Annotated in this window: 19 protein-coding genes; 8 read left to right on the top strand and 11 right to left on the bottom strand. The window is 63.9% G+C overall.

The genetic code is table 11. The features are described 5' to 3' along the window. Window positions 1–212: 212 nt before the first annotated feature. The 3 genes from QX034_RS27595 to QX034_RS27605 form a co-directional block, all read right to left on the bottom strand. A complete protein-coding gene (locus tag QX034_RS27595) occupies window positions 213–1,439 on the bottom strand; it encodes an ABC transporter substrate-binding protein (protein WP_316196137.1) in 1,227 nt (408 codons plus the stop codon). A gap of 145 nt (window positions 1,440–1,584) precedes the next feature. Then, window positions 1,585–2,718 (bottom strand): hypothetical protein, encoded by a 1,134-nt coding sequence (locus QX034_RS27600; protein WP_315704236.1) that lies wholly within the window; start codon window positions 2,716–2,718, stop codon window positions 1,585–1,587. A 154-nt stretch (window positions 2,719–2,872) separates the two neighbouring features. Continuing rightward, window positions 2,873–3,538, bottom strand: a complete 666-nt coding sequence (locus tag QX034_RS27605; protein WP_315704235.1) for a TetR/AcrR family transcriptional regulator — start codon at window positions 3,536–3,538, stop codon at window positions 2,873–2,875. A gap of 156 nt (window positions 3,539–3,694) precedes the next feature. Between QX034_RS27605 and QX034_RS27610 the strand changes: the two genes are divergently transcribed. From QX034_RS27610 to QX034_RS27620, 3 genes are all read left to right on the top strand, one after another. Next, window positions 3,695–5,023, top strand: a complete 1,329-nt coding sequence (locus tag QX034_RS27610) for a patatin-like phospholipase family protein (RefSeq protein ID WP_316196139.1) — start codon at window positions 3,695–3,697, stop codon at window positions 5,021–5,023. Then, complete coding sequence (locus tag QX034_RS27615; protein ID WP_315704233.1) at window positions 5,020–5,316, top strand: hypothetical protein; 297 nt, start codon at window positions 5,020–5,022, stop codon at window positions 5,314–5,316. The genes QX034_RS27610 and QX034_RS27615 overlap by 4 nt, the downstream gene beginning before the upstream one ends. 237 nt (window positions 5,317–5,553) lie before the next feature. After that, window positions 5,554–5,982 carry an ATP-binding protein gene (locus tag QX034_RS27620; RefSeq protein ID WP_315744425.1) on the top strand — a complete coding sequence of 143 codons (429 nt, stop codon included), beginning with the start codon at window positions 5,554–5,556 and terminating at the stop codon, window positions 5,980–5,982. A gap of 27 nt (window positions 5,983–6,009) precedes the next feature. Here QX034_RS27620 and QX034_RS27625 read toward each other — a convergent pair whose 3' ends face one another. The 4 genes from QX034_RS27625 to radA all read right to left on the bottom strand — a co-directional run bounded on the left by QX034_RS27625 (window position 6,010) and on the right by radA (window position 10,803). Then, window positions 6,010–6,753 carry an SDR family NAD(P)-dependent oxidoreductase gene (locus QX034_RS27625; RefSeq protein ID WP_316196141.1) on the bottom strand — a complete coding sequence of 248 codons (744 nt, stop codon included), beginning with the start codon at window positions 6,751–6,753 and terminating at the stop codon, window positions 6,010–6,012. Between the two features lie 193 nt (window positions 6,754–6,946). After that, on the bottom strand, window positions 6,947–8,470 hold the full coding sequence (gene purF / locus QX034_RS27630) for an amidophosphoribosyltransferase (RefSeq protein WP_315704230.1): 1,524 nt from the start codon (window positions 8,468–8,470) through the stop codon (window positions 6,947–6,949). 56 nt (window positions 8,471–8,526) lie between these two features. Beyond that, window positions 8,527–9,153: a CvpA family protein gene (locus QX034_RS27635; protein WP_316196143.1), complete on the bottom strand. Its 627-nt coding sequence runs from the start codon at window positions 9,151–9,153 to the stop codon at window positions 8,527–8,529. A gap of 174 nt (window positions 9,154–9,327) precedes the next feature. Continuing rightward, the gene (gene radA / locus QX034_RS27640; protein ID WP_316196144.1) at window positions 9,328–10,803 is read right to left on the bottom strand and encodes a DNA repair protein RadA; all 1,476 of its coding nucleotides are present in this window, start codon (window positions 10,801–10,803) and stop codon (window positions 9,328–9,330) included. A gap of 282 nt (window positions 10,804–11,085) precedes the next feature. Here radA and QX034_RS27645 point away from each other — a divergent pair, with 282 nt between their 5' ends. After that, a complete protein-coding gene (locus QX034_RS27645) occupies window positions 11,086–11,574 on the top strand; it encodes a hypothetical protein (protein ID WP_315704227.1) in 489 nt (162 codons plus the stop codon). 187 nt (window positions 11,575–11,761) lie between these two features. Continuing rightward, entirely contained in the window at window positions 11,762–12,055 is a 294-nt protein-coding gene (locus QX034_RS27650) for a hypothetical protein (protein WP_315744428.1), read from the top strand. A gap of 64 nt (window positions 12,056–12,119) precedes the next feature. On the opposite strand, the gene QX034_RS27655 is transcribed toward QX034_RS27650, so the two are convergent. Beyond that, entirely contained in the window at window positions 12,120–13,076 is a 957-nt protein-coding gene (locus QX034_RS27655; RefSeq protein ID WP_316196338.1) for a helix-turn-helix domain-containing protein, read from the bottom strand. A 106-nt stretch (window positions 13,077–13,182) separates the two neighbouring features. Between QX034_RS27655 and QX034_RS27660 the strand changes: the two genes are divergently transcribed. Next, on the top strand, window positions 13,183–13,908 hold the full coding sequence (locus tag QX034_RS27660; RefSeq protein ID WP_315704225.1) for an alpha/beta hydrolase: 726 nt from the start codon (window positions 13,183–13,185) through the stop codon (window positions 13,906–13,908). 131 nt (window positions 13,909–14,039) lie between these two features. Here the strand turns inward: QX034_RS27660 and QX034_RS27665 are convergent, their stop codons facing one another. Beyond that, window positions 14,040–14,810 carry an exodeoxyribonuclease III gene (locus tag QX034_RS27665; protein ID WP_315704223.1) on the bottom strand — a complete coding sequence of 257 codons (771 nt, stop codon included), beginning with the start codon at window positions 14,808–14,810 and terminating at the stop codon, window positions 14,040–14,042. 39 nt (window positions 14,811–14,849) lie between these two features. Here QX034_RS27665 and QX034_RS27670 point away from each other — a divergent pair, with 39 nt between their 5' ends. Continuing rightward, a complete protein-coding gene (locus tag QX034_RS27670) occupies window positions 14,850–15,077 on the top strand; it encodes a cysteine rich repeat-containing protein (RefSeq protein ID WP_316189337.1) in 228 nt (75 codons plus the stop codon). Window positions 15,078–15,814: 737 nt separating this feature from the next. Here QX034_RS27670 and QX034_RS27680 read toward each other — a convergent pair. Beyond that, window positions 15,815–16,024 carry a cold-shock protein gene (locus tag QX034_RS27680; RefSeq protein ID WP_315704220.1) on the bottom strand — a complete coding sequence of 70 codons (210 nt, stop codon included), beginning with the start codon at window positions 16,022–16,024 and terminating at the stop codon, window positions 15,815–15,817. Between the two features lie 253 nt (window positions 16,025–16,277). Beyond that, window positions 16,278–16,439, bottom strand: coding sequence for a hypothetical protein (locus QX034_RS27685; RefSeq protein WP_315744520.1), 162 nt, complete (start codon window positions 16,437–16,439; stop codon window positions 16,278–16,280). A gap of 696 nt (window positions 16,440–17,135) precedes the next feature. Here QX034_RS27685 and QX034_RS27690 point away from each other — a divergent pair. Beyond that, entirely contained in the window at window positions 17,136–17,423 is a 288-nt protein-coding gene (locus QX034_RS27690; protein WP_315744436.1) for a hypothetical protein, read from the top strand. Window positions 17,424–17,904: the final 481 nt, after the last annotated feature.

A 17,904-nucleotide genomic window follows, 5' to 3' on the forward strand; every position in this document is an offset into this window, starting at 1 on the left:
GTCGTTCTCGTGAGCGCGCGCGCCTCCACGGCACCGGTCAGTAACTATCTCTTGATCACAGGCGCTTCTCCTTCGCATGACTCTCAGCGATCGCGCTGCGGATGCGTGATGCGCGAGGAGAAACAGCGGCGAGGTTCGCAACACGCGAACCTCGCCGATGGCTCAAAAGTTTCCGGTCCGACACAGGCGAAACATACAGAAATTATGCGCCGTCATTTCTTCACCAGCGGACAGTCACTCGCTTCCAGCGGCTTGGCGGCATCTTCCGGCGCAATCGTTGCGATCAGCTTGTAGTAGTCCCAAGGGTACTTCGATTCCTCGGGCTTCTTGACCTCGAACAGATAGGCCGGGATCAGGCGGCGGCCATCGGCGCGCAGCGGGCCCTTGCCGAACAGCGGATCGTCGGTCGGGATCTCCTTCATCTTGGCGACCACCTTGGCGCCGTCATGCGGATTGCCGCCAAGCGCCTCCAACGCCTTCAGGTAATGCAGCACGGCGGCGTAATTGCCGGCGACCGTCATCGAGGGCATCGTATGCTTGGGCGACGCCTCCATGAAGCGCTTCGACCAGGCGCGGGTCTTGTCGTTCAGGTCCCAATAGAAGGACTCGGTAAAGGTGAGGCCCTGCGCGACTTTGAGGCCGAGTGCATGCACGTCGGTGACGAACAGCAGCAGCGCCGCGAGCCTCTGGCCGCCCTGGACGATGCCGAATTCGGCAGCCTGCTTGATCGCATTGGTGGTGTCGCCGCCGGCATTGGCGAGCCCGACGACCTTGGCCTTCGACGACTGCGCCTGCAGCAGGAAGGAGGAGAAGTCGGACGAGTTGATCGGATGCTTGACGCTGCCGAGCACCTTGCCGCCGTTCGCCGTGACGACTGCGGTGGTGTCGCGCTCCAGTGCCGCACCGAAGGCGTAATCCGCAGTGAGGAAGAACCAGGTATCGCCACCGGCTTTGGTCAGCGCCTTGCCGGTGCCGTTGGCGAGCATGTAGGTGTCGTAGGTGAAGGAGACGGTGTTGGCGTTGCAGGCCTTGCCGGTGAGGTCTGCGGTCGCGGCGCCCGAATTGAGCAGGATCGCGTTCTTCTCCTTGACCAGATTGGAGACGGCGAGCGCGACGCCGGAGTTCGGCGTATCGGCGATGGCGTCGACCTTCTGGCTGTCGATCCACTGCCTTGCGATGTTGACGCCGACATCAGGCTTGTTCTGGTGGTCGCCGCTTATGACCTCGATGGTCCAGCCCTTGGACTTGAGGCCGGAATCCTCCACTGCCATGTTGACTGCGGCCACCGAATTGGGACCGCCGATATCGGCGTAGAGGCTCGACATGTCGTTGAGCACGCCGATCTTGACGGTCTTGTCGTCGGCGGAAGCGTGACCAGCAAAGCCGAGCGTGGTGGCGGCGAGCAGCATCGCGAGCCGCCGCGCATAGGTCGTCGTCATTGTATCCTCCCTGGTGTTGTGTCCAGCGCGGCCCTCTTGAGCGGGGCTTTTGCTGATCTTCGTTCGATAGCTCCTCTTGCGTGCGGCAGCAATGCGCAAAAAGGCGCGGGGCCGCGTCCACGATCCGGCTCCTGCATTTTTAGGTTTATCGGAGCGCGTCCGAGGTCAATCTGAATTTCTGGATGCGTTTTCCGGTGTCCACCTCGGCGGTATAAACGTTGCCGAGCTTGTCCACGGCCATCGCGTGCACCCAGTGAAACTGGCCTGCGCTGCGGCCGTTATGACCGAAGCTGCCGACCACGTTGCCGTTATTGCGATCGATGATGCGGATCTCGTTGTTCTCGCCATCGGCCGAGAGCAAGTAGCTCTGCTTCGGATCGGGCCAGATCGCGAGGTCCCACACCGCGCCGTTGCCGAGCGTGTTCTTCTCGAAGAACCATTCCTTGACGAAGGTGCCGTCCTTCTTGAACACCTGGATACGGTCATTGATGCGGTCGCAGACATAGACCAGCCCGTCACCCGCGATCTTCACGCAATGGACGGGGTTGCCGAACTGCTGCGCGACCGGCGCTTTCGGATCGTAGGGCGGCTGCTTGGCGTCGTCAGGCACGTGGCCATAGGCGCCCCAGTGCCGCTTGTAGGTCAGTGTCGTCGCGTCGAACACGATCACCCGGCGATTGCCGTAGCCGTCGGCGATGTAGATTTCGTTGGCATCCTTGTCGATCGCGGTCTCAGCCGGCTTGCCGAGTTGCGTCGTGTCATTGGAGCCCTTGCTCGGCGCGATGCTGCCAATCTGCCCGACATATTTCCCGTCGAGGGTGAATTTCAGGATCGCGTTGTCGTTGTCTGCATTGCCGCCGATCCAGACGAAGCCGCGCTCGTCGACCTCGATGCCGTGCTCGCGCCCGACCCATTCGTAGCCGTCGCCCGGACCGCCCCAGGCGCGGAGCAGATTGCCGTCGACATCGAATTCGAGCACGGCCGGCGCCGGGATGCAGCATCTGGAGCGGGGCGGCGTCAGCGTCGCGCCTTTCTCGTCGTCTGTCAGCGAGCGCGGCCGATGGATCATCCAGATATGGCCCTGCCAGTCGACGGTGATGCCGCCGACCTGGCCGATGATCCAGTTGTTGGGGAGCTGCTTGGGCCAGGACGGGTCGACGGCGAAGGTCGGAATCTCGCCGGCCCCGGCAAAACGCGGAAGCAGGATGAGGAAGGCTGCAACCACCAGCGGAACGAACCGGGCGACAATGCTCGCGAGTTCGCGCAAGGCGCGCGTCATGGCATCCTCCCTGTGAGCTGTGGTCAGCTGCTTGTTGATTGCAGTCAATCGCGGGCGGTGAGCGGAGTCAATCGCGGCGCCCGTCCAGGGCGGGCCTTGCGCAGGCCGGGATCTGTCGAGTTGGCGCGCACCGCGGGACGGTCCGCGAGGCCGGTCATTTCTTCTTCAGCAGACCCAGGGGGCCACAGGCCCGGCGCTTGCTGCTTCCCGCGGGAGGTCGCATCGGCGTCGCCGGCGGCCTCAGGAAGCGGTTGAGCATGATCCGCAAATGCTCCGTGCTTTTCTTGATGTCGACGGTGGGATTGCGGATCGGCAGCGCGCGGGCGCCGTCGACCACGGCAGAGAGAATGTTGGCGGCGGCTTCGGGATCGAGCGCAGGATCGACCTCACCGCGGCGCTGCGCCTTGATGAGGAAATCGACAAGCAGGGCGCGTATCGCGCGCGCATGTTCTTGGACGATGCGTGCGAACGACGGATTCCGGCAGGCTTCCGCCAGCGCCTCGGCACTCAGGACCTGGGCTTCAGGCCGATGGATGCTGGTGTCCTCGATCTCTCTCAGCAACGCCTCGACGATGTCGGGAGATGCCAGGATCAATTCGACGCGCGAGGCCGCATGGGCGAGGTCACTCTGCACCAGAGCCTCGACGATGGCCTCCTTGCTGGGGAAGTAATGGTAGAGGTGCCCCGGGCTCATCTTGGCTTCGGCGCAGATGTCGGTCGTGCTTGCACCATGGAATCCGTTCCTGACGAAGCAGCGCAGCGCCGCCTGGATGATCTCCTGGCGCCGCTGTTCGTGTTTGACCGGGTCGACCTTCCTCATGGCGCCGTCCGCTGCTCAGCCCTGGAAACATAAAGAAACACTTCCGTGTCCTCTAATCTAGAGAATTTGATCTAACTTTAGTGGACGTGGGCGGGAAGTTGTGGAACATTATTAGAGTAGTTTATCTAGGAATGAGCGGCCAAGGTATCCAGGGGTATGATGCGTCTCGACCTGATGTCGCGGGGCTTTCCTGCGTTGGCCACGCCCAGGGGGGCGATAGGCGCGACCGCGCCCGGGCGAGAGGTATCGTTCCGCAGCCGCGCGGCGCAACTGTTTCGGATCGCCGGGGCGATCTTGGCGTCCGCCCAGCTCGCGGCCTGTGCCGCGCTCATGCCCCGCACTGCGCCGCCGGAGATGGCTTCCGGCCACCTCGATCCGGTCGGCTTCCGAGACGTCCGGTATTGGGGCGATGAGGCGACGCCGGCATTTGCCGACACGCTCGTGCAACGCGTTTCCGCGAATGCCCTGGCGTCGCGGCAGCTCAACTTCCTCGCGATCTCCGGCGGCGCGGAGAATGGCGCGTTCGGCGCGGGCCTTCTGGTCGGCTGGAGCGAGTCCGGTAAGAGGCCGTCGTTCGACATGGTGACCGGGGTGAGCTCGGGCGCGCTGATCGCGCCGTTCGTGTTTCTCGGCCGCGAGCGCGACGACAAGCTGCGCGAGATCTTCACCACCTATGGCCGGAAGGACATCTTCACGGTCAACGTCTCCGGACTGCTGCAGGGAGCGGCACTGGCCGACAATGCGCCGCTCTCGAACCTGATCGAGAAATATGTCGATCGCGACTTCCTGCGCGATGTCGCCCGCGAGAGTAGCAAGGGGCGTGTCCTGCTGATCGGGACGACCGACCTCGATGCCCAGCGGCCGGTGCTGTGGGATATGGGCCGAATCGCTGCGGTCGATACGCCCGAGGCGATCGCGCTGTTTCGCCAGGTGCTGCTGGCCTCGGCTACCGTGCCCGGTGCGTTCGCACCGGTGCGCATCAAGGTTCGCATCGGCGACAAGGATTATGACGAGCTTCATGTCGATGGCGGCGTCACCCGGCAGGTCTTCATCGGCCCGTCGATCCAGCGCCTGATTGCGAGCCAGCGGGCCGGGCGCGCATCGCGCGGCGCGCGGCTGTTCGTCATTCGCAACGCTCGCATCGACCCGCAATGGGAGAACGTCGGTGCCGACATGCTCTCGGTCACGCAGCGCTCGCTGTCCACCCTGATCAAGAACCAGGGCATCGGAGATCTTTACCGCATCTACTCCATCACCAAATTCAACGGCGTTGATTTCAATCTCGCCAGCATCCCGGACGATTTTACGGTGCAGGCAGATGGACCGTTCGACCGGGCCTATATGGGCGCGCTGTTCGATCGCGGTTACCAGATGGGCAGACGCGGCTATCCCTGGACGAAGAGCCCGCCCGGGCTGCCAGGGGCGGGGCGCACGCTCGGTATCGCGGAGCTTCATCCGGCCGATGTGGGAGCAGCGGTGCGATGATCGTCCGCATCGAGATGTCGCGGATTGAAGCGGCGGCGGTCGGACGCCGCGCGCGTGCAGCGGCGGCCTGGCTGATCGCCGCACTGTCGCTTGCCGGCTGCGCGTCCTCGGGCGTGATGCCGTCGGAGGCCGAGCGGTTCGGCAATACTTACAACTATCTTCCCGTGAACGACGTGCCCCGTGACGAACAGCGTCCGGTGTTGACGTGGGAGGAGCAGGAGAAACTGCGCAAGGAGCTGGTGGCGGCGCGCGATCATCAGACGCCGGCCAACGCCAAGCAGGACAGGAAGTAGCCATGCGCGGCCTCCCGCTGATGCCCCTGCGCGTTCGGATCATGTGCACTCCTGGGAAGGCAAGCTTCAACGGCCTCGCCGAATGGAGACCATGGTGACTGCTCTGACTCTGTCGCAGCCTGATGAGAGGCGGTGGCGTTTACAGCCATCGGTGGCGTGGACGGATCGACGTCATGGGCGACGGCGATCAGCATCGGCTGTGTGATCCCGGCGGCAACATCATGGTGTTGACCGCCGATGCGTGACTCCGAGCTGATCCCAGCAGCCGGCGGTGTGCCGGACTCCGTCGCCAAGCCGCGTCGCTCCAAGCGAGCCAATCCGGCCAAGGTGCGCAAGGCCGCGCGGCATCCCGACCGTCCGGGGACCGAATGCCAGGCCATGCCCGGCGCCTACGTCCCCGTTGTCGATCGCAATCGATGCGAGGCTAAAGGCGATTGTGTCGAGGTCTGTCCCTACGACGTATTCGACGTTACGGCGATCGAGCCGGCCGACTTCCGCGCGCTGTCCTTCGTCGGCCGCCTGCGCGTTCGGGTTCACGGCATGAAGACGGCCTATACGCCGCGCAGCGACCGCTGCCTGGCCTGCGGCCTGTGCGTCGTTGCCTGCCCGGAGCGCGCGATCAGCCTCGTCAAGGTCGCGGCCGGCGAGGACGAGGACGCCAAGTAGCCGTCGAAGTTGCCGCCCTGCAACCGCTCAGGTCGGCGGCTGGAAGTTCTTCAGCGTGCGGCTCTTGTAGTCGTAGAGCTTGCCGGTCTCGGTCCAGCTTGGCAGGCACATCGGCACGATGAATTTGGCGACCTGCTCGGGCGTGTCGAGCGTGTCAGGATCTTCGCCGGGAAACACCGTGGCGCGCATGCGGGTGCGGATCGGTCCCGGGCTGAACAGATTGACGCGCAGCGGCGTGCGCTCGGTCTCGTGGGCCCACACCCGCGCCAAAGTCTCCAGCGCGGCCTTGCTGGCGGCGTAAGGGCCGAGATAGGCCGATGCCTTGTGCGCGGCACCGGAGGTCACGAAGAGGGCGCGGCCGGCGTCGGAGACCTTCAGAAGCGGCTCCATGCAGCGGATCAGCTGGAAATTGGCGGTCGCATTGACCGCGACCGCATCGTTCCAGGCCTTCAGGTCGATATGGCCGAGCGGCGAGGAGGGGCCGGGCACGCCGGCATTGCCGACGAGAATATCGAGCTTGCCGTGCCGCTCGTGCAGCGCCGCGCCGAGCCGCGCGATGCCGTCGGTGTCGGTCATGCTCATCGGCACCAGCGTGGCGCCGTTGCCGGTCTCCTTCCGGATCTCGTCGTCGAGCTCCTCGAGCCCGCCTTGGGTGCGGGCGACGGCGACGATATGCGCGCCGGCGCGGGCCAGCGCGTGCGCGGTGGCATAGCCGATGCCGCGCGAGGCGCCGGTGACGAGGGCGATACGGGAGGCGAGGGGGAGGGACATGGCTGTTTCCGCGTCTTGGTTGGCGCGGTTTTTACAGACGTGACCGGCTAGGACAAGCCCATAGCCATAACGGCCGTCATTCCGGGGCGATACGAAGCATCGAACCCGGAATCTCGATCGGAATGGGCACGGATAAATAAGCTCGAGATCCCGGGTTCAAGGCCTGCGCCTTGCCCCGGGATGACGCTGCGCGTCAGCTCGCCTCGGCCAGCAGCGACAATTGCCGCGGCTGCGGCTCGACCAGCGCCTGGTCGGTGAGGTGGGTCGGGTAGCTGCCGGTGAAGCAGTGGTCGGAAAATTTCGGGCTGGCCGGGTCGCGCGCGGGCTCGCCCATGGCGCGGTACATGCCGTCGATCGACAGGAAGGCGAGCGAGTCGGCGCCGATCAGCTCGCGCATCTCCTCCAGCGAATGGGTCGCAGCGAGCAGGCCACCGCGGTCCGGCAGGTCGATGCCGTAATAGTCGGGATAGAGGATCGGCGGCGAGGCCAGGCGGAAATGCACTTCCGTCGCGCCTGCGTCGCGCATCATGCGCACGATCTTCTTCGAGGTGGTGCCGCGCACCAGCGAGTCGTCGATCAGGATGATGCGCTTGCCCGCGATCGCGGCCTTGTTGGCCGAGTGCTTCATGCGCACGCCGGATTCGCGGATGCTCTGGGTCGGCTGGATGAAGGTGCGGCCGACATAATGGTTGCGGATGATGCCGAGCTCGAACGGCACGCCGGAATGCTGGCTGTAGCCGAGCGCGGCCGGCACGCCGGAATCCGGAACCGGCACCACGACGTCGACATCGACATGGCTTTCGCGGGCAAGCTGGGCGCCGAACGCCTTGCGCACCTCGTAGACGGAGCGGCCGCCGACGATGGAATCGGGGCGGGCGAAATAGATGTATTCGAACACGCAGGGCCGCGCCGGTTTCGGCGGGAACGGCTTGTGGCTGTGCATACCTTGCTCGTCGAAGATCACGACTTCGCCGGGCTCGACGTCGCGGATGTAGCGCGCGCCGATCATGTCGAGCGCGCAAGTCTCGGAGGCCAGGATCGGGCAGCCCTCGAGCTCGCCATAGACCAGCGGGCGGATGCCGAGCGGATCGCGCGCGCCGATCAGCTTCTTGTTGGTCATGCAGACCAGCGAATAGGCGCCCTCGATGGCGCGCAGCGCCTCGATGAAGCGGTCGATGAAATTGGTGCGGCGGGAATGCGCGACCAGATGCAGGATCACCTCGGTGTCCGTGGTCGACTGCATGATGGCGCCGGCGCGCACCAGCTCGCGGCGTAAGGTCAGGCCGTTGGTGAGGTTGCCGTTGTGGCCGACCGCAAAGCCGCCGGCGTTGAGCTCGGCGAACAGCGGCTGCACGTTGCGCAGGATGGTGGCGCCGGTCGTGGCATAGCGCACATGGCCGATCGCGACATTGCCGGGCAGGCGCTCGATCACCTCGCGGCGGGAGAAGGTATCGCCGACCAAGCCGAGCCGTCGTTCGCTGTGGAAGCGGGAGCCGTCATAGGAGACGATGCCGGCGGCCTCCTGGCCGCGATGCTGAAGCGCGTGCAGGCCGAGCGCGGTGATCGCGGCGGAGTCGTCGTGCCCATAAATGCCGAACACGCCGCACTCCTCGCGCAGCGTGTCTCCATCTAGGTCGGGGTCTCGTAGGTAGGGGGGAGGTCCAAAGTCCAGATCCGCTTGTTGGGCTTCGCCGGAAGAATCGTGGTTCTGGTCCATCGCGCCTCTCTTCTGGGTCTCGTTCACATGCCGCCTTGCTAGGCGAGGCCTCGGCCTCACTTGGCCGCGGGCTTCTCGATCAGCTTTTTCAAGCTGTCGCGGGCAGGCTTTGAGTACCCATCACCGCCTGCTGCTGGCGGCTCGGTGTCAGTCTGGTCGTCGTCCGGCTTGTTCTTCTTGAATTTCTTTAAAATGGTGTTCTCGGGGTCGTCAGGCAAGAGCGACATCAGCCAATCCCCGGTTCCCTGCAGGACGACGCGGGATTTTGCACCGGTGACCCAATCGGGCCGCTGCTTTTCCGGCACCAGCCAGCTGAAGAACAGGAATGCGACCACCACGATCAGAAGGCCGCGGCCCAGTCCGAACAGGAATCCGAGCGTGCGGTCGAGCGCGCCGATTCGCGAATCCAGGATCATGTCGGAGATGCGGACCGTGATGATCGACACCACGATCAGGGTACCGATGAAGGTACCGGCGACCACGACCACGCTCGCGACCGTGTCGTTGTTGAAATAGGTCTTCGCGGTCGGCAGCAGCTTCGAGAATGAATAAAGCGTTACCAACGCGGCGGCGCCCCAGGCCGCGATCGACAGTACCTCGCGCATGAAGCCGCGGACCATCGCGAGCAGTCCCGAAATCAGCATGACGCCGAGCAGGATGAGATCGAGGATCGTTATCGGCATCGGCTGGTCAGGTCCGCTTCACTGGTCAAAGGTCGTCTTCCGAATCGGCGGCACGGCCATGCTCTCTTGGGAGAGCGGGCGGTTCCCCGACAAGGCCGCAAGGTGGCACGATCCTGTGGGTAGCCCCGGTTGCGGGGTTGTATAGCGGCGAGTCACGGGAACGTCACGATGCGGCTAGCCGTCCTGGCGGCGGAATCTCGCTGGTGTGGCATTTTTTTCCGCAAGCTTACGGCCATTCTCCTGCCTCGCGCCGTCCGGTCGGCCCCGTGGAACGCCGCGCGCGGCGATTTCGGCGACCAGGGACGTCAACCCGCCAACGGTGTTGAGACTAAGGCCGGCATCGCCGCCGATCTCGCCGCGCGTCTGTTCGGGCAGCACCACCCGGCCGAAGCCGAGCTTGGCAGCTTCCTTCAGACGCGCCGAGGTCTGTGCCACCGGTCGCACCGCGCCGGACAGCGAGATCTCACCGAAATAGACCGCGTCCGGCGGCAAGGGCGCATTGACCAGCGAAGAGACCAGCGCGGCGGCCGCGGCGAGATCCGCGGCGGGCTCATGGATGCGCAAGCCGCCGGCGACATTGAGATAGACGTCATGGCCGGACAGCTTGACCCCGCAATGGGCCTCCAGCACCGCCAACACCATCGACAGCCGGCTCGGGTCCCAGCCGACCACGGCCCGGCGCGGCGTGCCGAGCGAGGTCGGCGCCACCAGCGCCTGCATCTCGACCAGCACCGGACGGGTGCCTTCGATGCCGGCAAACACGGCGGTGCCGGGGCTGCCGAGATCGCGCTCGGACAGAAACAGCTCCGAGGGGTTGGTAACCTCGCGCAAGCCTAGACCGGTCATCTCGAACACGCCGATCTCGTCGGTCGGGCCGAAGCGGTTCTTCACCGCGCGCAGGATCCGGAACTGCTGCGAGCCTTCACCTTCGAACGACAGCACTGCGTCAACCATGTGCTCGACCACCCGGGGGCCGGCGATCTGGCCGTCCTTGGTGACGTGGCCGACCAGGATGATCGCCGCGCCCGACTTCTTGGCGAAGCGGATCAGGGCCTGTGCGGAGGCGCGGACCTGGGTCACGGTGCCGGGCGCGGACTCCACCGTGTCCGTCCACATGGTCTGGATCGAGTCGATCACGATCAGCCGCGGCACCGTGCCTTCGGACAGCGTGGAGATGATATCCTCGACCGAGGTCTCGGAGGCGAGCTGCACCGGCGCGTCCGCCAGCCCCAAGCGCTCCGCGCGCAGCCGCACCTGCGCCACCGCTTCTTCGCCGGAGATATAGACGGCACGGTGGCCGGCGCGGGCCAGCATGGAGGTCGCCTGCGTCAGAAGCGTCGATTTGCCGATACCGGGATCGCCGCCGACCAGCAGCACCGAGCCGCGCACGAACCCGCCGCCGGTGACGCGATCGAGCTCGGTCATGCCGGAGGAGAGGCGGGGAGCGTCCAGGCTCTTGCCGGACAGGCTTTCGAGCTGGAAGTGCCGGCCCTTGCGCTTGGAGCGCAGCGAGACCGGCGCCGAGGTCGCGCCCGTGGTGTCCTCTTCGGCCAGCGTGTTCCACTCGCCGCAGGCCTCGCATTTGCCTTGCCAGCGCGAATAGGCCGCGCCGCAGTTCTGGCAGACAAAGGACAGTGCGTTCTTGGCCATGAAGGGAAGGGAATCGTTAGCGGGAAGATCGGGACCACGTCTTAGCACAATTGGGGGCCGCGGCCGGGCTATTCCAGCAGCTTCTGCGGCGCGCATCGGCGATGTGCGGCGCGGCTCGTCTTCCCGTAGCGCCACGCCCATCGAGAAATCGAAGGTTGTGAGCTGCGTCACACTCGCCAAGCCGGATTTGCGCCAGATTAGGTTTCCGTGAACGGACCTCGGTTGGCGGCAATCGGCGGCCACCTGTTGCGCGCTGCTTGCCAAGACGCGGAGAGCGCAGTCATGGCCCATGCACATCTTTCTTCCCCCAAGCTTTCTTCCCCCAAGGCGCAGTCGCGCATGACGACGCGGGGATTGCTGGCGATCCTTGCCGCCGCGGCCACGACCGTGTTGGCCGCCATCGGAGCGGTGAACAGCGCGCTTCCCGCGGTCTCGAATGTCGGCGAGGCCGTGCTCAAGACGCTGAACATTCCGGCCTGCCTGTCTTACGCTGATGTCTATGCCGGCACCCAAAGCAGTTTCAGGAAACAAGGGCAGATCTGGCGCGAATACCCGCGCAACTCGGCGGCGTTCAGCTACGAGTTCAAGGAGATCAGGCGCACGCGCGATGAGATCCTGCTGTTGAACGCGACGCCGCGGCCCGACGTTCCGGATGCGGCAAGCCTCGTCGTCCATCTGCCGGTGTGTGGCGGCACCGCGGTCCTGACCGAGGGATTGCCCGAGCGGTCGACCAATCTGGAGCAGGTCTGGCCCGACAGCCGAAGTGCGTGATGCTGGCACCGGATACCGGACCGGGCACCGGGCGCGGCGGTGTCGCGTGGGCTTCAGACCGGTGCGATCGGCATGGTTAATGGCAAGTGCCAAGGGTTGCGAAAAAGCCTGCCTCTGAACGTGCCGGCTGTTAGAGTTTCAGGCCCATGCTGTCACGTCAGTTCCTCGGACTTTGGAGCCGCACACGATGGACGATAATCCTTCTGGCGCGCCGGACAGCAGCGCGCCGCTAACGGACAGCTTTCCCTGGTTTGCGGGGGCGCTGCTCGCGATGGAGGCGGCTGAGGTGATCCGACTGCGGCTCGAGAAATTCGCGCGCTGCGACGCCGATGCCGGCGACGAGGCCGAACTGATGGTGACCGAGAAGATCGTCGCTGCGCTGGAAGCCACCGCAGAGCTGATGGCCGGCGCGAGCCCCGCTGTGGTCGTCGACCGCTACCGCGAGCATGTCGCCGCCAACGCCAAGCGGCTGACTGCGTGATCTGTGCCCTGCGCGCCTCCTCGGATGCCGCCGTGGCCGATCAGTTGAACTACTTCCCCTCCCGCTAGTCGCGCGGCCGCACGCCGAAGCGATGCTTGAACCGGCGCGTAAAATGGGAGAGGTCGGCAAAGCCCCAGTCGAAAGCGATGCTGCCGATGTCGCGACGGGTGTGAGCGGGGTCGCGCAGCTCCGCCGCGACGCCGTCGAGACGTCGCTCCATCACGAATTCGGAGAAGCTTGTGCCGGCCCGCGCGAGCAGCTTGTGCACATAGCGCTCGCTGATCCCGACCGAAGTGGCAATGCTGGTGACCGTCAGGCGCGGCTCGCGCAGCCGCTCATGGATGGCGCGGCGTAACGCCAGCGTGGTCGCGTCCGCGAAGGAGCTTGCTTCGCGTACGTTGCCACGGCTGCGGCGCGCCAGAGCCAATGCGACAAGATCGAGCAGCACGCCGAACAACGCCGCCGCATCCGCCGGCGGCATGCGCAGGGCATTGGCGTTCAAGGATCGCGCGCTCTCCACGATCAGTGTCCCGAGCGCAGGATCGTCGGACACATGCGTCGGCGGGACGGATTCCGACGGCCCCAACCGATCGTTTATGGCCTCGGCGGGGACCTTGAACGAGGCGACGCCGAGGACCGGTCCGCGATCATGTATCAGCGTGAACGGCCGGTCGCTGTCGAAGATGCCGACCTGCCCGGAGGAGAGGCTGAGCTCGTGACTGTCCTGCAGGATGCGGCAGCGGCCCGCGAGCTTGAGATTCAGGTAGAAGCAGCGCCGGCTGGACGCGGCGATGTCGGATGGCAGCCGCCGCACGGTATGCTCGGGAAAGGTGACCCGGTTTACGGCACCGTCGCCGAACTGAACATTCTCGACACGCGCCGGGAAGGCGGCTCCCTTCGGCCACTCCGGCGTGAGATTCATGAAAGCTTGGCAGATCGCCTCGCGGTAGAATGAGAACTGCTCGGCCGGCCTGACCGCCTCGGTATTCCAGCTCCGCTGTAGCGCCTGCACATCCGGCACCAGTTCGCTCCCAAGCCAATTGGGTTCAGTTCCAGCCAAGCGCGGCATCCGCCGCTGCGCCACACTGGCTGCTCAGCTGTCAAATATCCTGCAAAGGAAACCGACCATGTCAATCTACGTCCTGGTCCACGGCGCCTGGCACACGGGTGCAGAGTTTGAGCCGGTTGCGGCGCATATTCGTGCTGCGGGCCACACCGTGCATCTGCCAACCATCAGGGGTAATCGGCCCGGCGACCCGAAGACGATCGGCCTCGACGAGGCGATCCAATCCATCGTCGATGACCTCGCCGAGAAGGACCTCAACGAGATCATTCTGATGGGCCATTCCTATGGCGGTATGATCATCACCGGGGTCGCCGATCGCGTGCCGGCGCGAATCCGCAGGCTGGTCTACTGGAACGCTTTCGTTCCCAATGACGGCGAGTCACTCAACGACATGGTGCCGCCGCATTATGTTGCGCTGTTCGACGCGATCAGCGCCGAGCGCGGCGACGGCTCTGTGGTTCTGCCGTTTCCGGTCTGGCGCGAGGCCTTCATCAACGACGCCGATCTCGCGACTGCCACCCGCGCCTATGAGGTGCTCAATCCGCATCCGAACAAGACCTTCACGGACAAGATCGGACTGCGCACCAACCCGGCAGAGATGAGCATCGCCAAGTCCTACATCAACTGCACCGAGGATACCGCGCTGCCACACAGCCTGCCATGGCATCCGCGGCTATCGAGCAAGCTTGGGCTATTCCGACTGGTGCAAGTCCCCGGCAGTCACGAGCTTTGCTTCTCCGATCCGGCGCGGCTCGCGCAGGCGATCATGGACGCCGGACGGGACTAGAGCACGATCCGGAAAAGTGGAAACCGGTTTTCCCTCGCGACAAACGCCATAGGCGTTTGTGCGGCGATCATGCGCAATCAAACAGATGAGATCATGATGCGATTCTTCCTAATCGCATCATGATATCAGCGCTACTTCAGCACGACCCATGCCGGCGCGTGATCGCTGGCGCCGTCTTCGCCACGCACCGCGCGGTCCACGCCGGCCTTGAGCAGGCGTGGCACAAGCTGCGGGCTCAAGAGCAGATGATCGAGACGCAGGCCGGCATCGCGCGGCCAGCGGTTGCGCTTGTAGTCCCAGAACGTGAACATCGGCTTGTCCGGATAGAGCTCGCGGATCGCATCGCACCAGCCCTGATCCACCAGCGCCTTGAACGCAGCGCGGCTCTTGGGCTGGATCAGCGCATCCTTGTCCCAGGATTTGGTCGGATAGATATCGAGCGGCGTCGGCGCGACATTGTAGTCGCCGGCCAGCACCACCGGCAGCTCGCTCTTGATGAGCTTGGCCGCGTGCCTGTGCAGACGCTTGAACCAGGCGAGCTTATAGTCGAATTTCGGACCGGGCTGCGGATTGCCGTTCGGCAGGTAGAGACAGCCGATGACGATGCCGCGCACCGCGGCTTCGATATAGCGCGCATCGGTGTCCTTGGGGGTGCCGGGCAGGGCGGTGCGGGTCAGCACCGGCTCGGTCTTGCGCGCAAGGATGGCAACGCCGTTCCAGGTCTTCTGCCCGCGCCACACCGCTCGGTAGCCGGCTTGCTCGATCGCCTCGATCGGAAACGCCTCCTGGGTGCATTTGAGCTCTTGCAGGCAGACCACATCGGGCTTGGCGGTGCGGAGCCAGCTCAACAGGTTGGGGAGCCGTCGCCCGATGTTGTTGATGTTGAATGTGGCGATCTTCATGATGACGGGAGCAACGCAACGGGCACCAGAGGGATTTTCATGTCAAAGCTCGGATACGCCGTTTTGGTCACTGCCCTGGTCGGCCTGTCGCAGGCCGCTGTCGCCCAGGCTCTGACCGAAGAGCAAAGGACGGCGTGCAAGGCAGACTACGAGAAATACTGCGCGACCGTCACCCCCGGCGGCGGCCGCATCATCGCCTGCTTGAACAAGCAGTACGCCCAGCTCGCTGACAGCTGCAAGAAGGTGCTCGACGCCAACAAGAAATAGCGCGGCGCGTCGGCGATGCCTGATCCGCTATGCCGTGGTGAGGCAGCGAGAGCGCAGCAGAGCGATCGCATCGGATTGGAGGCGGGGACTCTGGCGGGCCGACTGATGCGGCACGAGCGGTTCCACGCAAGGAACGAGCCGATAGCATTGAAAGCCGAGAGCTCTGCGGATGACGCTTCTCAGCAACAATGTCCACAAACTTTGCGCGCTCCCACCATTGTTAATTTGCGCGAGCCGCACGATTCAGGCGTCCTGGCAGCCGGTTCTGTGGGTGGGAGGACGACGATGTTACGGCGTGCGATCGGCGCGGGGGCGCTGATTTTGGCGATGAGTTCGCAGGTGCAGGCGGCCAGCGAGCCGGGGCTCGTACAACGGATATCCTGTTCGGAGGTGCGATACTACGTCGAGAAATATACGGCGGCAGTCGCCGAAATGTACGCGCGTAGTCACGGTGCAACCGAGGCCCAGATCGATCGCGCGCGCCGATGTCTGGCGGGGAGCATCTACCGAAGGGCGGAGCGTTGGCGGACTTACACCGAGTAAGCTGTGCCGAGTGACAGCCTCAAGTTCTAAAATCGGATCAGGAGCGCGGTTGGCGGCTATATCCTTTATCAGCTTCTAGGAGGCGGCCGCCCGCCGTTCAAACCCCAAACCGTCCAAAACCAGAAACCCGCTCAACCCCAGGGGTTGAGCGGGCGTAACGCCTTCCAGTACATCCGTGGAAAGGCGCTGCTTTTTTATGCCAGCGAAAGATTGTCCGCGCTGACCTTACCGCGCATCCGATCGGACTTGATCTCGAAGGTCAGCTTCTGGCCCTCGGCCAGCCCGGAAAGCCCGGCGCGTTCGACCGCGCTGATGTGCACGAACACATCATTGCCGCCGTCGTTCGGCTGGATAAACCCGAAGCCCTTTTGGCCGTTGAACCACTTCACAGTACCCGTTGTCATTCTTTTCTCCAAAGCGCACACGCGCGTTCGTCGTGCGGTTATCGCGCGAACAAATTCAATTTCGACGATGTCTTTGGGAAAGGAGCCCGCGGGCGCATTCAACAAGGCACAGCGGCTGATCGAATAAATCTAATATATAGACGCATAACCGCATTGCAAGCAGGGACCGCAAATATAGTTATCATCGAGCGCTTCAAGCCCGTTGGATCGCGTTGCAGAAGGACTTGTTGCAGCGAGATTTGGGGGATCGACATCACGGTTTGCCCGGATCCTTGCTCGACGGTAACCACTCGAGCAATTCCAGCGCCGTCTCGATCTGCTCGAGTTGACGTTCGATTTCCTCGCGGTCGGGCTGTGCTGTGGCACTCTCAAGCTGCTCGAGCAGCTTCTGCCTTCGCATGAGCAGGTTTGCCACGGCTGACATGTCCGGCAACAGAGGCGGGCGCTACGAAGTTCCTAATTCCCGACGCGGACCCGCTTTTGCAAGTCATGGCTGGCTGGAGAATCATCCGGCCAGCGCGGAAAGCCGACGATCATTCTGAAGCGGACCTCGTCGGACGATCCACGCCGAAGATAATAGCGTTCGTCGAGGCCGTACTAACTAAGCTCATTAGCTAACTAAGCTCATTAGATACATTAACCCAGGTTGGGTCACAATCTGCCGAATGTGACGAGGTTGCCATTAAGCTGTTGAGATAGCTATGTTTTGTTTTTTGACTCTCCCGGCGCGCACGTTCCGCAAGATTGGACCGAGAGATGCGATGGTGAATCCGGCGCAGCCAAGGCCCAGAACGAATGGGCCTTTGAGGGAGCGTCATGGGAATTGAGTGCAGCTATTCACCCGAACATTTTCGCAAACGAGCCGAACAGTTCCGGGCCAAGGCGGAAAGCTCAAGTCACGGCGAAACCCTCAAGTCACGGCGAAACCAGGGACGCGCTGTTGAAGGCCGCAATGCGGTTCGATGAGCTTGCACGTCGCGCCGAGGACGTCCGCAGCTTTGAGGACCTGGAGGAGTAGTCGTCCGGTCCTGGATCAAACCTCGACGTACTCCGGAACGATCATGAACGGGGCTCGTTGACTTGGCTCTCTGGCCAGGAAAGATCCAACCGCATGAGAATGACGACCGTCACGTTGGCGCTGGGGACGGTGGTGGTGCTCAGTGCTGCAGCCGCCGCCAGCCCGCGAGTTGAGGTTCGACCTGCGCTGCACAGGCCGGTTTGGCAGCACAGGCTGGTCATAGTGCCCGTGGTGAGGCGAGATCCCTATTGGATTCCCGACTACAATATCGTTCCTCGCTACCGTTATCGTCCCGAGGACGACCGGGTCGACACGAGCCCATACGCACCGCCCGTTGCACCCGGTGATGTGGAGCCCGGCGGATTTGGCATCGGGCAATAACGCTCCGGCTCTGGCGCCAGCCTGGACGTAGCACGCATGAGCGCAGCGAGATGCGGCGGTCTCTGCCTGATGTTTTCACGATCTCGATGCCCACCAGACCAACTGCGAGCATGCTGCCATGTGCAGAAGCCGTTCGGGCAGGGCTATTCGAGTACGTTCACATATCGCGGTTCCCTGAGAGCGATCACCGCAGCGCATGGCACGGCGGTCTCCCGCGTCAGCCAACGAATGCAGTGTGACATTCGTCGGCCGGAAATCATGCGAAGCAGAAAGAGCTCCAAAATCGCACGCGCCAAAACACGAAGTTCGCCTGCGTTTTCAACGTGACTCGGCCTGTCCAGATCTCCGACGAAAAATATTTCTATTTCGTAATTTCAGAAATCGTGGTTCTCTACCAGCAACCCGCCTCATGCAGAGGGGCGTACGCGTCGTCACGATACGTAGAGGCGGGCTGTGATGGACGCTTTGGGACCGTCGGACG

It is taken from the genome of Bradyrhizobium sp. SZCCHNR3119, from assembly GCF_032487775.1.
Lineage (GTDB): Bacteria > Pseudomonadota > Alphaproteobacteria > Rhizobiales > Xanthobacteraceae > Bradyrhizobium.